Origin of the sequence: Sphingomonas panaciterrae (assembly GCF_036890205.1) — a bacterium.
Taxonomy (GTDB): Bacteria; Pseudomonadota; Alphaproteobacteria; order Sphingomonadales; family Sphingomonadaceae; genus Sphingomonas; species Sphingomonas panaciterrae.
The window spans coordinates 38,952-52,562 of sequence record NZ_JAKNQR010000007.1; the positions used below are offsets into that span (position 1 = coordinate 38,952).

A 13,611-nucleotide genomic window follows, 5' to 3' on the forward strand; every position below is an offset into this window, starting at 1 on the left:
TGCGTGCGACCCGATCGTGGCGGGGCGATCATAGGCGTATCCGGGGCGGCGCGGTACCGCTTTAGCTGGCGAGGCGGCGGATGTCGGGGACGTGGTGGCGGTACACACCGGGGGCGGTGCAGGTCGTCAGGTGGTCGATCGCTGCCGCCACGATCGCGGCATCGAGCGCGGCGTAGCGGCCGAGCGGGCCGGCGAGCAGCGGGTCGAGCAAGGGGGCGATACGCTGCGCGAGCCATTCCCCGGGGCGGCGCTCCGCGCGTGGGCCGAGGAGCAGGCTGGGGCGAAGGATGTCGACCCGGTCGAAGCCGAGCGCGGCGACGCCCGCCTCGGCCTCGCCCTTGGTGGCAAGATACAGGCCGCGGCCGCCGGCGCCGACCGAGCTGACCATGATGAAATGATGCGCCCCCGCATCACGGGCGAGGCGGGCGAAGGCGAGGACATAATCATGGTCGACGCGGCGGAAGGCGGCGGCTGATCCGGCGGCGCGGCGAGTGGTGCCGAGGCAGCAGATGGCGACGTCGGCGGGTGCCGTCGGGAGGGCGGCGAGCGCGGTGAAATCCACCTTGCGCTCGCCGGGCTGGCGGGGATTTCGCACGAGGCTGTCGAGCGTGACGTCGGGGTGGCGGCGGAGGCGGGCGGTGAGGAGGCCGCCGATCAGACCCGTGCCGCCGGCCATGATGATGCGGGTGACCATGCGTGCGAGGCTAGGCAATCGGACGCGCGCTGTCGACGGATTGGGCGGGTGCGCGGCGGCCGCCGGCGCAGCGCGAGCGGCCGGGGTGCGGCCTGTTGCCGGCGCAATTTGGCCACGGGGTGTGATGCGCCGGCCAGCACCCTTGCCGCCGGCGCTTCCATCCGGCACGACGCCCGCCCAGGGGGAAAAATGAACCGTACATCCATCGCCGTCAGCGTTCTGTTTGCCATGGTCGCGCCGGTCGCGGCGAGCGCGGCGGATCGCCCCGCCACCCAGCGCCTGCCGGCGGGCGATCCGCGCGGCGGGACCGAGCGGCTGGACGGGTTGCTGCCGGTGCATGTCGATCGCAAGGGCGGGCGCATCCTGCTGGCGCTGCCGGCACCGGGGCGCGACGGAGTGGCGACACGGCTGCTGTATATCAATGCGCTGCGCACCGGGCTTGGCTCCGCCCCGATCGGGCTCGATCGCGCGCAGCCGGGGCCGGCGCAGGAGCTGGTGATCCGGCGGCTGGGCAAGAAGATCGCGTTCGAGCTCGCCAACCCGCGGTTCCGCGCGACCAATGGCTCGGCCGCGGAGCAGGCAGCGGCGAGCGATGCCTTTGCCACCTCCACGCTTTGGCTGGGCGATGCGGTCGATGCCGCCGACGGCACATTGCTGGTCGACATCGCGCCGTTCCTGGCGCGCGACACCAAGGGGATCACCGCGCAGCTCAACAGCGGTGGCGAAAAGGGCTGGAAGCTGGTCGAGGCGCTGAGCGCGGCCGACACCAACAATGTCCGGGCCTTCCCGCTGAACCTCGAGTTCGAGGCGCGGCAGACCTATGCCAGCGAGACGCCGGGCGCGGAGGTGCGCAACATCGCGCCCGACCCGCGGCAAGTGACGATGGTGGTGCGGCACAGCTTCGTCGCGATGCCGACGCCGGGCTATGTCACCCGCGCGTTCGACCCACGCGGCGGCAGCTTCGCGACGCAAGTGCTTGATTTCGGTGCGCCGCTGGCCGGGCAGATCGTGCAGAACCTGTCCAACCGTTTCCGGCTGGAACGGATCGACCCCGCCGCGCCGCGATCGCGCGTGAAGACGCCGATCACCTTCTATATCGACAATGCCGCGCCCGAGCCGATCCGCACCGCGTTGCTGGAAGGGGCATCGTGGTGGAAGGCGGCGTTCGAGGCGGCGGGATATATCGATGCCTATCGCGTCGAGATCCTGCCCGACGGGGCCGACCCGCTCGACATGCGGTACAATGTCGTCAACTGGGTCAATCGCGCGACGCGGGGCTGGTCCTATGGCTATGCTGTGTCCGACCCGCGCACCGGCGAGATCCTGAAGGGATCGGTGCTGCTGGGGTCGCTGCGCGTGCGGCAGGACATGCTGATCTACGAAGGGCTGGTCGGGGCGGACAAGACCGGGACCGGCGGGCCGAACGATCCGGCGCAGGTCGCGCTGGCGCGCATCCGGCAGCTCGCCGCGCATGAGGTGGGCCATGCGCTGGGGTTGCAGCACAATTTCGCCGGCAGCACGCAGGATCGCGCATCGGTGATGGATTATCCCGCACCGCGCATCGGGCTGGTCGATGGTGCGCCGGACCTGAGCGATGCCTATGGCGTCGGGCTGGGCGCATGGGACCATCATGCGATCGACTGGCTGTACGGCGACCCCGCAGGCGGCAATCCCGACGCGGCGGCGCGGGCCAAGGCGGCGGCGGCGGAAGCCAAGGGCCTGCGGTTCGTTTCCGACGAGAATTCGCGCGTCGTGTCCGCGTCGCAGCCATGGGGCAGCCTGTGGGACGACGGCGCGGACCCGGTCGCCGAGCTGGAGCGGATGATGGCGGTGCGCGCCGCGGCGATCGCACGCTTCGGCCCGCGCGCGCTGGCGACGGGCGAGCCGGTCGCGGCGCTGCGGCGCAAGTTCGTGCCGATCTGGCTGCTCCACCGCTACCAGGTGGAAGCGGCGGGCAAGCTGCTGGGCGGCGCGACGTCGACCTATGCCGTGGCGGGGGGCGCGGGTGATCCGGCGGCGGCGACGCCGGTCGACGCCGCGGCGCAGCAGCGCGCGCTGGACGTGCTGCTCGCGACGCTTGATCCTGCCGCGCTCGACGTGCCCGAGCCGCTGATCGCGCCGCTGTCGGCCGGCTGGTCGGGCGATCGTGACCGCCAGACCGATATCGAGGTGATGCGCACGGCCGGCAGCGCGGTGTTCGATCCGCTGGTGGCGGCCGAGGTCGCCGCGGAAGTGAGCCTTGCCGCGCTGCTCGCGCCAGAGCGGCTGGCGCGGCTGACCGACCAGCATCGCCGCGACGCCGCGGTGCCGGGCGCGGGCGAGGTTGCGCGGCGGTTGCTGGCGCTGGCCGATGCGCCGGCGGCGAGCGCGCGGCTGGGCGCGGTGCGGCGCGCGATCGGCACGCGCATCATCCTGAACATGGCGCGCGCCGCGGCCGCGCCGGCGACCGGCAGCGAGGCGTCGGCGGTGATCGACCAGGCGCTGGCCGATTGGGCGGGCGCGCAGGGCAAGCGCCGCTTCGCCAGCGCCGAGGATCGCGCCTGGGCGCTGTCGACCGCGCGGCTGATCGGTGACCGCGAGGCGCTGGCGGCGGCGCTGCGCGACACGGGCAATGATGTGCCGGTGCCGCCGGGGATGCCGATCGGATAGGAGGCGGGACGACAGGCGGCGGGCGGACGGCGGGTGGCGGCCTCGGCCCCCCGCCCCGCCCCACCTGCGCTCAGGGCCGGTCGATCGCGCCGGCGTCGAGCAGCGGCGCGGCGTCGGGATCGCCGCCGCCGAGGAGATCGGCGAGCCGTTCGACCCCGGCGAGGATCATCGCCTGTTCCCATGACGGCAGCGCCGTGAAGCGCGCCGTGAAAACCTCCTGCAGCATGTCGGGCGCGCTGGCGAGGCAGTCATGCCCCTTGCCCGTGACGGCAAGCAGCATCCGCCGCTTGTCCTCCTCGCTGCGCGCGCGCGTCACCAGCCCCAGCGTCACCAGCCGGTCGACGATCGCGGTGATCGCGGCATGGCTGAACTGAAGCGTCTGCGCGATCTTGCCCGGGGTCACCCCCTCGCCGGCGTCGATTTCCCGCAGGACGAGCAATTGCGAGGGCGTGAGCCCGGTGGTGGTGGCCAGCTTTCGCGTGCCCCCTTCCGCCGCGCGAAGCACGCGGCGCAACGCTCTCAAGGTGGCGCTGGCGATCGGCGAATCCATGTCGCCGCGTAGCGCCCGGCGCGCGCGCTGCAAGCGGCATTTTTCACGATATTCATTGCGATATGTTTCACCCGATGAAACATATTTTGCTGAACGGGGTTGTGCTTGCGCCAAAGGGGCTTAGGTTTTTAGCGAGCAGCGCTGCATTGCCGTGCGCTTATAACTTCATGGAGTGAAACATTCTTGAGAGCGAAACGGTCGAAAAGGCAACGCCTTCGACCGCCAACGACCATCATGGCGGCGCCGCAGCCACGCTGCGCCTGCGCCGTCCCCGAGCCACCGACGGCCCTGCCGTCACCGCACTGATCGCGGCCTGCCCGCCGCTCGATCGCAACTCGCCCTATTGCAACCTGCTGCAGTGCGAGCATTTCGCGGACCATTGCGTTATTGCCGAGGAAGTGATCGCCGAGGAGGCGGGCCGGATGATCGGCTGGGTCTCCGGCTATCGCCCGCCGTCCGACCCGACCGCGTTTTTCGTGTGGCAGGTTGCCGTCGCGCCCGAGGGGCGGGGCAGGCAGCTGGCCAGCCGGATGATCAACCATTTGATGCAGCAGCCCGCACAGCAGGGCGTGACGCATCTGATCACCACCATCACCGCGGACAATGAAGCGTCCTGGGGGCTGTTCCAGCGGCTGGCGCGGACCTGGTCCGCGACGCTGGAGCGGCGGACGATGTTCGACCGCGAGACGCATTTCGCCGGCGCGCACGCGACCGAGTTCCTCGCCCGGATCGGGCCGATCGACCACCACAATCTGACAGAACAGAGGGGATAAGACCTTGTTCACGACACCACAGCCGTCCGGCATCCGCCCGGACACTCGCCTGTATGAGCGCCGCGAATCCGCCGTGCGCAGCTACGCCCGCGCGATGCCGCGCCAGTTCAACCGCGCCGAGGGCGTGTGGATGCACGACGACCAGGGCGGGCGGTACCTCGATTTCCTGTCGGGCTGTTCGACGCTGAATTACGGGCACAATCACCCGATCCTGAAACAGGCGCTGCTCGATTATGTCGCGGCCGACGGGATCGCCCACGGCCTCGACCTGCACACCGACGCCAAGCACGAGTTCCTCGACACGTTCGAGCGCGTGATCCTGAAGCCGCGCGGGATGGACCATCGCGTGATGTTCACCGGGCCGACCGGGACGAACGCGGTGGAGGCGGCGATCAAGCTGGCGCGCAAGGTGACCGGGCGGCAGATGGTGATCGCCTTCACCAACGGTTTCCACGGCATGACGCTGGGCGCGCTGGCGTGCACCGGCAATGCCACCAAGCGCGGCGGCGCGGGCGTGCCGCTGTCGCATGTCGCGCACGAGCCCTATGACGGCTATTACGGGCGAGACGTCGACACCGCGGACCTGCTGGAACAGCGGCTGTCCGACCCCTCGAGCGGGCTCGACGCGCCGGCCGCGATCCTGGTCGAGACGGTGCAGGGCGAAGGCGGGCTGAACGCCGCGTCGCCCGAATGGCTGCGGCGGATCGCGGGGATCGCCAGGGCGCATGGCGCGCTGCTGATCGTCGACGACATCCAGGCCGGCTGCGGGCGGACGGGCAGCTTCTTCAGCTTCGAGGACATGGGCTTCACGCCCGACATCGTCACGCTGGCGAAATCGCTGTCGGGCATGGGGCTGCCGTTCGCGCTGACACTGCTGCGCCCCGAGCTCGACCAGTGGCTGCCGGGCGAGCACAACGGCACGTTCCGCGGCAACAACCACGCCTTCGTCACCGCCACCGCGGCGCTGCGCCATTTCTGGCAGGACGACCGCTTTGCCGGTGACGTGCAGCGGCGCGGCGACCTGCTCGCCAGCCGCTTGCAGCGCATGGCCGACCGCCATGGTTTCGAGACGCGCGGGCGCGGCATGATGCGCGGCATCAACGTCGGGTCGGGCGAGCTCGCCAGCCAGGTGACCGCGGCCTGTTTCGACGCCGGGCTCATCATCGAGACGAGCGGCGCGCACGACGAGGTCATCAAGGTGCTGGCGCCGCTGGTGATCGACGACGCCGTGCTGAGCCACGGGCTCGACATGCTGGAGGCGCGGCTGGGCGAGGCCATGCGCGCCGACCACGCCATCGCGGCGGAATAAATACTTCAGACCTAAAGGAGATCATTCATGATCGTTCGCAAACTCGACGACATTCGCGCATCGGACCGCAACGTGGAATCGGACGGCTGGGTCAGTGCCCGGCTGCTGCTGAAGGACGATGGCATGGGCTTTTCCTTCCATGTCACCACCATGTTCGCCGGCAGCGAGCTGAAGATGCATTACCAGAACCACCTGGAGGCGGTGCTGGTGCTGAAGGGCACGGGCACGATCGAGGACCTGGGGACGGGCGAGATCCACCGGCTGGAGCCGGGCGTGATGTACGCGCTGAACAACAATGACCGGCATATCGTGCGGCCGGAGACCGACCTCGTCACCGCCTGCACCTTCAACCCGCCGGTGACCGGCAATGAAGTGCATGACGAGACGGGCGCCTATCCGGCCGATGTCGACGCGCGGGCGCCGGTGGCTGCGACCGGGTGATCCCCGGCGTGCGCGCCCTCGCCCCCATGACATGAACCAATAAAAGGGAGACGCCTGATGCAGGACCTCTACCCCTCTCGCTTTGCCGCGGAGGCCGAACTGCGGCCGCGGCAGGACCCCGTCGTCCGCAGCACCTGGAGCCCCGTCGCGCCGGTCAGCGCGGCACAGGCGGTACAGTTCGAACGCGACGGCTATCTCGTGCTCGAGGATCTGTTCTCGGCCGAGGAGGTCGACTTTCTCCAGCGCGCGGCGGGCGAGCTGCTCGGCAATCCGGCCGCGCTCGACCGCGAGACGATCGTCACCGAGCCGCAGAGCGACGAGATCCGGTCGATCTTCGAGATTCACCAGCAAAGCGCGGTGATGGCGCGGCTGGCGCGTGATGCGCGGCTGGCCGATGTCGCGCGGTTCCTGCTCGGCGACGAGGTGTACATCCACCAGTCGCGGCTGAACTACAAGCCAGGGTTCAAGGGGCGCGAATTCTACTGGCACAGCGATTTCGAGACCTGGCATGTCGAGGACGGGATGCCGCGGATGCGCGCCTTGTCGATGTCGATCCTGCTGGCCGAGAACACGCCGCACAACGGCCCGCTGATGGTGATCCCGGGATCGCACCGCACGTTCCTGACGTGCGTCGGGGAGACGCCCGAGGACCATTATCTCAGCTCGCTCAAGAAGCAGGAATATGGCGTGCCGGACGAGCAGAGCCTCGCCGAAATGGCGCAGCGGCACGGCATCGTCGCGCCGACCGGGAAGCCGGGCACGGTGATCCTGTTCGACTGCAACCTCATGCACGGGTCGAACGGCAACATCACGCCCTTTCCGCGCGCCAATGCGTTCCTGGTCTATAATGCGGTGAGCAACCAGCTGGAGAAGCCGTTCGGGGTCGAGAAGCCGCGCCCCTGGTTCCTGGCGCATCGCGGCAAGGCCGAGCCGCTGGCCGTCGAGCGCGGGCCCCTGTCCGAGCCGTTGGCAGAAATGGTGCCGGCATGAGCGCTGGCCACAGCGTGGAGAAGATCGGCGGCACGTCGATGGCGGCGACGGCGACGCTGTTCGACAATGTCCTGATCGCCGGCCGCTCGGGCGCGGACCTCTACAACCGCATCTTCGTCGTGTCGGCCTATGGCGGGATGACCGACCTGCTGCTGGAGAACAAGAAGACCGGCGAGCCGGGCGTCTATGGCCGGTTCGTCGCGGACGACGATGCCAATGGCTGGCGCGAGGCGATGGCGTGGGTGCAGGCGGCGATGCGCGAGCGCAATGCCGCGATGTTCGCGCGCGCCGAGAGCCGCGCCGAGGCCGACGCCTTTGTCGACCGGCGGATCGCATCGGTCGGTGCGTGCCTGGAGGATCTGGCGCGGCTGCGCAGCCATGGCCGCTTCTGCGTCAAGGAGCAGCTGGTGACGGTGCGCGAGCTGCTGGCCGGGATCGGCGAGGCGCATAGCGCGCACAGCACCGCGCTGCTGCTGCGCGACCGCGACGTGAATGCGCAGTTCGTGGACCTGACGCTCTGGGACCAGGACGACCTGCGCAGCCTGGACCAGAGGATCGGCGACGCCTTTGCGGCGATCGACCTTTCCCGCGTGCTGCCGATCGTCACCGGCTATGCCGGGTGCGAGGGCGGCATGGTGTCGCGCTATGCCCGCGGCTATACCGAGATGACCTTTTCGCGGCTGGCGGTGCTGACCGGCGCGCGCGAGGCGATCATCCACAAGGAATTTCACCTGTCGAGCGCCGACCCCCGGCTGGTCGGCGTCGTCAAGGCGCGCAAGATCGGGCGGACGAACTACGACGTCGCCGACCAGCTCGCGAACCTAGGGATGGAGGCGATCCACCCCGGCGCCGGGCGCGGGCTGCGCCAGAGCGGGATCCCGCTGCGCGTGCGCAACACGTTCGACCGCGAGGACGGCGGCACGCTCGTCACCGGCAATTATTTGTCGGAAAAGCCGCGGATCGAGATCGTCACCGGCATCCGCCAGCTGCAGGCGCTGCAATTCTTCGAACAGGATATGGTCGGGGTGAAGGGCTATGACACCGCGATCCTCGACCTGCTCGCGCGCCATCGTCTGTGGATCGTGAGCAAGGCGTCCAACGCCAATACGATCACCCATTATCTGAACGCCAGCGCCGAGGCGGTGGCGGGCGCGATCGCCGAGTTGCAGGCGATGTATCCCGACGCGGCGGTTTCCGCGCATCCGGTGGCGATGGTTGCCGCGATCGGCAGCGACATCTCGCGCCCCGGGCTGGTCCCGGACGCGCTCGCCGCGCTGGGCGAGGCGGGCGTGACGATGCTGGCGATGCAGCACCAGATCCGCAACGTCGACGTCCAGTTCGTCGTCGATTGCGGTGATTTCGACGTCGCGGTGCGCGCGCTGCACCATGCGCTGATCGAGCGCGAGGCGCCCATCAGCGAGGACCGCCGCGCCGCGTGATGCGGCGGGCGTGACACCGATGCTGGCGACCATCCTGCCCGTGCGAAGCCTGCTCGCCGCCATCTTCATGATGATGGCGGGCAGCGGTTTCCTGTCGACGCTGATCGCGCTCCGGCTGGAACGCGGCGGCAGCAGCACGATGGTCATCGGCCTTGTCGCCACCGCCTATTTCGGCGGGCTGGTGATCGGCGCGCTGCGCGCCGGCGCGATCGTCCGGCGCGTCGGGCATATCCGCGCCTTCGCCACCTTCGTCGCGCTGCTGTCGGTCAGCACGCTGACCTATGCCCTGGTCCAGCAGCCCGCGCTGTGGGCCGCGTTGCGGCTGGTCGACGGCGTCTGCGTGGCGGGCGTCTTCATCTGCATCGAAAGCTGGCTGAACGACCGCGCCGACAGCACGACGCGCGGGTCGGTGCTCGCCTCCTATATGGTGGCGCTCTATTCCGGGCAGGCGCTGGGGCAGCTGCTGCTCAGGTCAGGCAATACCGCGCCGCAGGTGCCCTTCGAGCTGGCGTCGATCCTGATCACGCTGGCGATCATCCCGGTCTGCCTGACGCGCACCCATGCGCCGGTGCTGGAGGATGCCGCCTCGTTGCCGCTGCGCCGGCTGTTCGCCGCCTCCCCGCTGGGCGTGGTCGGTGCCGGCATCACCGGGCTGATGCTGGGCGCCTTTTATGGCCTTGCCGCCATTTATGCCCGGCGCGTCGGGCTGGACCTGAAGGGCACCGCCAGCTTCATGACCATCGTGATCCTGGGCGGCGTGGCGCTGCAATGGCCGCTGGGGCGATTGTCCGACCGGTTCGACCGGCGGCTCGTCATCATCGGCTGCTTTGCCGCGACCCTGCTGGTGAGCCTGGCGCTGGCCACGGCGCCGGGCGGCATCCTGCTGTTCCTGCTGGGCGCAGCGTTCGGTGGCCTCGCCTTTGCACTCTACCCCTTGTGCGTTGCCTATGTGAACGATCGGCTGGCGTCGCACGAGCGGGTCGCGGCGAGCGGCCAGCTGGTGCTGCTGTATTCGGCGGGCGCGGCGCTGGGCCCGATGGGCGCGGCGACGGCGATGAGCCAGGCGGGGACGGGCGGCCTGTTCGGCTTCATCGGGCTAGCCGCGGCGGGAACGCTCGCCTTTGGCCTGTGCCGTCTCGCCATCAGCGCGCCCGTGCCCGCGCCCGAGCAGCAGGATTTCCAGATCTTGCCGCGCACCACGCCGGTCGCCGCGCTGCTCGACCCTGCAGGCCCCGAGCCTGCGCCCCACGACGATACAACAGGTGAACCATGGACACGCACGTGACGGCCGATACCGCCGCGCCGCCCCATCAGGGTGGCGACCGTTCGGAACTGAAGCGCGCGGTCGGCGCGTCGGCGCTGGGCAATGCGGTCGAATGGTTCGACTATGGCATTTACGCCTACGGCCTGACCTTCATCTCGGCCGCCCTGTTCCCCGGCGAGACCGAGGAGGCGGTGCTGTTCGCGCTCGCCACCTTTGCCATCTCCTTCCTGGTCCGGCCGCTCGGCGGGCTGTTCTGGGGGCCGCTCGGCGACCGGATCGGGCGCAAGTCGGTGCTGGCAATGACCATCCTGATGATGGCCGGCGCGACCTTTGCCGTCGGGCTGATCCCCGATTATTCGACGATCGGCGTCTGGGCGCCGACGCTGCTGATCGCGCTCAGGCTGGTGCAGGGATTTTCCACCGGCGGCGAATATGGCGGGGCAGCGACCTTCATGGCCGAATATGCCCCCGACGACCGGCGCGGCTTTTTCGGCAGCTTCCTGGAATTCGGCACGCTCGCCGGCTTTTCCTGCGGCGCGGCGCTGATGCTCGGCTTTTCGCTGTGGCTGGGCGACGCGCAGATGCAGGGCTGGGGCTGGCGCATCCCCTTCCTGATCGCCGGGCCGATCGGGCTGGTCGGCATGTATGTCCGCTCGAAGATGGAGGACACGCCGATCTTCCGCGAGGAAATGGCAGCAATGGAGGAGCGGCGGCCGCCCGGCATCGCCACGCTGGTGCGTGAGCATTGGCGGCCGTTGCTGGTGGTCGGCGGGCTGGTGATCGCGCTCAACGTCGTCAATTATACCCTGCTCAGCTACATGCCGACCTATCTGCAGCGCCGCATCGGCCTCAGCAGCGACGAGGCGTTACTGGTGCCGATCATCGGCATGCTGTTCATGATGGTCTTCATCCCCTTTGCCGGCGCGCTGTCCGACCGGATCGGGCGGCGGGTGATGTGGCGCTGGTCGCTGATCGGCCTCCTGGTGATGGTGGTGCCGCTCTACATGCTGATCGGCACCGGATTTGCCGGCGCGATCGTCGGGTTCATCGTGCTGGGGCTGCTGTACGTGCCGCAGCTGGCGACCATCTCCGCCACCTTCCCGGCGATGTTCCCGACCGCCGTGCGCTTTGCCGGCTTTGCCATCGCCTATAATATCTCTACCTCGATCTTTGGCGGGACGGCGCCGATGGTCGGCAGCGGGCTGATCAGCCTGACGGGCGATCCGATGATGCCGGCCTATTACATGATGCTGGCGTGCGTCGTGGGGCTTGTCGCGCTGCGCTTCATGCCCGAAACGGCGGGGCGATCGCTGCGCGAGGACCCCTTTGCGCGGCGTGACCAAGCGGCGGGCTGAGCCCGCTCACCCGCGCCTTCCCCCCCGCCCCAGCAGGACCCGGATCGTCCGGGCAGGATTGCCATGTATTCGATGACCGCCGCCCCTTCCCTCTCGCTGCGCGGGATACCCGTGCTGGCGCAGCTGCCCGCCTGGGCCGAGACGCTGATCGCGCTGGCGCTGCTGGGGGCGATTGCGTGGGCCGCGAACTTCGTCGTGAAAAGGATCGCGCTGCGCTACATCATGCGGCGGCTGCCGGTGGAGGGCGCGGCGCCGATCGCCGCGCGGCTGGCCAATATCGTGCCGGCGCTGATCGTCGCTTACGGCATCCGTGCGGTGCCCAATCTGCCCGCGCCGCTGGGGGTCGCGATCGGCAATGTCGTGGCGGCGTCGATCATCCTGTTCCTGGCGCTGGCGATCGGCGCGGCGCTGAGCCTTGCCAACCAGATCTACGAGCGGCGGCCGGAGGCGGCGCATCGCCCGATCAAGGGCTATGTCCAGGTGCTGAAGATCGTCCTGTACCTGGGCGCCGCGATCCTGATCGTCGCGGCGCTGATGGAGCAATCGCCGCTGCTGCTATTGTCCGGGCTGGGCGCGATGGCGGCGGTGCTGATGCTGGTGTTCAAGGACACGATCCTGTCGCTGGTCGCGTCGGTGCAGCTCACCTCCAACGACATGCTGCGCGTCGGCGACTGGATCGACATGCCGCAGCTCCATGCCGACGGCGCGGTGATCGACATCGCGCTGCACACGGTGAAGGTGCAGAACTGGGACAAGACGGTCACCACCATCCCGACCCACCGGCTGATCCAGGAAAGCTACAAGAACTGGCGCGGCATGGCGGAATCGGGCGGGCGGCGGATCAAGCGCGCGCTGCTCATCGACCAGAATTGCGTGCGGTTCCTGACCGAGGCGGAGCGCGACCGGATGGCCGACATCGCCCTGGTGCACGACCATATCGATCGCAAGCGCGGGGAGCTGGCCGAATGGAACGCGAGGCTTGGGCCGGCAGCGCAGATCCCCGCCAACCAGCGGCGCGTGACCAACATCGGCACGTTTCGCGCCTATGTGCTCCATTACCTGCGCGCCAACCCAAGGATCGCGCAGGACATGACGCTGATCGTCCGCCAGCTGTCCCCCACGCCGCAGGGGATCCCGATCGAGATCTATTGCTTCACCGCGACGACCATGTGGGTGGATTATGAGGATATCCAGGCGGATATCTTCGACCATCTGATCGCGATCCTGCCCGAATTCGGCCTGCGCGCCTTCCAGGAACCGAGCGGGGTGGATGTGCGGATGATCGGCGCGCGCGCGGAAGCGGCCTGACGAAAGGAGCGCATCCTTTGATACGCCGCTCCCCCGCCCCCATTTTGTCAGGCGGTCAGGCGCCGAAGCCGCCGTCGATCGTGTGCATGGCGCCGGTGACGAACCCGGCCTCCGGGCCGGCGAGCCAGGCGACCATCGCGGCGACCTCGTCCGGGCGGCCGTGGCGCTTGATCGCCATGAAGCTGTGCATCACATCCTTCATCGGGCCGTCGGCGGGATTGGCCTCCGTATCGACCGGGCCGGGCTGCACGATGTTGATCGTGATGCCGCGCGGGCCGAAATCACGCGCGAGGCCGCGGGCCATGCCCTGAAGCGCCGACTTGCTGAGCGCATAGGAGGCCATGCCGGGCATCGGCATGCGATCCCCGTTGACCGAGCCGATGACGATGATCCGCCCGCCGTCGGGCATCTGCCGCGCCGCCTCCACGGAGGCATGATAAGGCGCGTGGACGTTGACGCGCAGCAGATGGTCGATCGCATCGGGATCCTGCGCCAGCGCGTCGCCGAAGATCGCATAGCCGGCGTTCACCACCAACACGTCGAGCGGGCCGCTGTCGCGCACCCGGGCGATCACCGCGTCGCGGTCCGCACTGTCGGTCTGCACCGCGGTGGCGCCGGTTTCCGATGCCAGCCGCTCGGCCGCGTCGCGCGATCCGGCATAGGTGAAGGTCACCGCCGCGCCATCGTTCGCGAAGCGCCGCACGATCGCCGCGCCGATCCCGCGACTGCCACCGAGCACGAGAACCTTCTTTCCTGAAAACGCAGCCATGCGGCCTCTCCTTAAGGTATAATGTACGGGGCGGTACATAATGCGGCTACGGCGTCCGTCAATGTCACGG

General features: G+C 69.1%; 12 protein-coding genes. 9 read left to right on the forward strand and 3 right to left on the reverse strand.

What is annotated here, in order from left to right:
- Positions 1 to 61: 61 nt before the first annotated feature.
- Positions 62 to 694 (reverse strand): NAD(P)H-binding protein, encoded by a 633-nt coding sequence (locus L8F96_RS14740; RefSeq protein ID WP_334656425.1) that lies wholly within the window; start codon positions 692 to 694, stop codon positions 62 to 64.
- 189 nt (positions 695 to 883) lie between these two features.
- Between L8F96_RS14740 and L8F96_RS14745 the strand changes: the two genes are divergently transcribed.
- Positions 884 to 3,343 (forward strand): zinc-dependent metalloprotease, encoded by a 2,460-nt coding sequence (locus tag L8F96_RS14745; RefSeq protein WP_334656426.1) that lies wholly within the window; start codon positions 884 to 886, stop codon positions 3,341 to 3,343.
- Between the two features lie 70 nt (positions 3,344 to 3,413).
- On the opposite strand, the gene L8F96_RS14750 is transcribed toward L8F96_RS14745, so the two are convergent.
- Entirely contained in the window at positions 3,414 to 3,893 is a 480-nt protein-coding gene (locus L8F96_RS14750) for a MarR family winged helix-turn-helix transcriptional regulator (protein WP_046407745.1), read from the reverse strand.
- 260 nt (positions 3,894 to 4,153) lie between these two features.
- Between L8F96_RS14750 and ectA the strand changes: the two genes are divergently transcribed.
- The 8 genes from ectA (at position 4,154) to L8F96_RS14790 (ending at position 12,772) form a co-directional block, all read left to right on the forward strand.
- On the forward strand, positions 4,154 to 4,666 hold the full coding sequence (gene ectA / locus L8F96_RS14755) for a diaminobutyrate acetyltransferase (protein WP_296219952.1): 513 nt from the start codon (positions 4,154 to 4,156) through the stop codon (positions 4,664 to 4,666).
- 4 nt (positions 4,667 to 4,670) lie between these two features.
- On the forward strand, positions 4,671 to 5,975 hold the full coding sequence (ectB, locus tag L8F96_RS14760; RefSeq protein WP_334656428.1) for a diaminobutyrate--2-oxoglutarate transaminase: 1,305 nt from the start codon (positions 4,671 to 4,673) through the stop codon (positions 5,973 to 5,975).
- Positions 5,976 to 6,002: 27 nt separating this feature from the next.
- Complete coding sequence (locus L8F96_RS14765) at positions 6,003 to 6,416, forward strand: ectoine synthase (RefSeq protein ID WP_046407715.1); 414 nt, start codon at positions 6,003 to 6,005, stop codon at positions 6,414 to 6,416.
- A 57-nt stretch (positions 6,417 to 6,473) separates the two neighbouring features.
- Positions 6,474 to 7,406 carry an ectoine hydroxylase gene (gene thpD / locus L8F96_RS14770; protein WP_136451929.1) on the forward strand — a complete coding sequence of 311 codons (933 nt, stop codon included), beginning with the start codon at positions 6,474 to 6,476 and terminating at the stop codon, positions 7,404 to 7,406.
- Complete coding sequence (locus L8F96_RS14775; RefSeq protein ID WP_334656429.1) at positions 7,403 to 8,845, forward strand: aspartate kinase; 1,443 nt, start codon at positions 7,403 to 7,405, stop codon at positions 8,843 to 8,845. Before thpD ends, L8F96_RS14775 begins: the two co-directional genes overlap by 4 nt.
- Before the next feature lie 19 nt (positions 8,846 to 8,864).
- Positions 8,865 to 10,130 (forward strand): MFS transporter, encoded by a 1,266-nt coding sequence (locus L8F96_RS14780; protein ID WP_334656505.1) that lies wholly within the window; start codon positions 8,865 to 8,867, stop codon positions 10,128 to 10,130.
- Positions 10,115 to 11,464 (forward strand): MFS transporter, encoded by a 1,350-nt coding sequence (locus L8F96_RS14785; RefSeq protein WP_334656431.1) that lies wholly within the window; start codon positions 10,115 to 10,117, stop codon positions 11,462 to 11,464. The genes L8F96_RS14780 and L8F96_RS14785 overlap by 16 nt, the downstream gene beginning before the upstream one ends.
- Before the next feature lie 72 nt (positions 11,465 to 11,536).
- Positions 11,537 to 12,772 carry a mechanosensitive ion channel family protein gene (locus L8F96_RS14790; RefSeq protein ID WP_334656507.1) on the forward strand — a complete coding sequence of 412 codons (1,236 nt, stop codon included), beginning with the start codon at positions 11,537 to 11,539 and terminating at the stop codon, positions 12,770 to 12,772.
- Between the two features lie 55 nt (positions 12,773 to 12,827).
- Here the strand turns inward: L8F96_RS14790 and bdcA are convergent, their stop codons facing one another.
- Entirely contained in the window at positions 12,828 to 13,541 is a 714-nt protein-coding gene (gene bdcA, locus L8F96_RS14795) for an SDR family oxidoreductase (protein ID WP_125946015.1), read from the reverse strand.
- Positions 13,542 to 13,611: the final 70 nt, after the last annotated feature.

Coding starts and splice junctions, on each gene's coding strand:
- L8F96_RS14780 (WP_334656505.1), top strand. CDS start 8,865: ATGCTGGCGACCATCCTGCCCGTGCGAAGCCTGCTCGCCGCCATCTTC.
- L8F96_RS14775 (WP_334656429.1), top strand. CDS start 7,403: ATGAGCGCTGGCCACAGCGTGGAGAAGATCGGCGGCACGTCGATGGCG.
- bdcA (WP_125946015.1), bottom strand. CDS start 13,541: ATGGCTGCGTTTTCAGGAAAGAAGGTTCTCGTGCTCGGTGGCAGTCGC.
- thpD (WP_136451929.1), top strand. CDS start 6,474: ATGCAGGACCTCTACCCCTCTCGCTTTGCCGCGGAGGCCGAACTGCGG.
- L8F96_RS14750 (WP_046407745.1), bottom strand. CDS start 3,893: ATGGATTCGCCGATCGCCAGCGCCACCTTGAGAGCGTTGCGCCGCGTG.
- L8F96_RS14745 (WP_334656426.1), top strand. CDS start 884: ATGAACCGTACATCCATCGCCGTCAGCGTTCTGTTTGCCATGGTCGCG.
- L8F96_RS14740 (WP_334656425.1), bottom strand. CDS start 694: ATGGTCACCCGCATCATCATGGCCGGCGGCACGGGTCTGATCGGCGGC.
- L8F96_RS14790 (WP_334656507.1), top strand. CDS start 11,537: ATGACCGCCGCCCCTTCCCTCTCGCTGCGCGGGATACCCGTGCTGGCG.
- L8F96_RS14785 (WP_334656431.1), top strand. CDS start 10,115: ATGGACACGCACGTGACGGCCGATACCGCCGCGCCGCCCCATCAGGGT.
- L8F96_RS14765 (WP_046407715.1), top strand. CDS start 6,003: ATGATCGTTCGCAAACTCGACGACATTCGCGCATCGGACCGCAACGTG.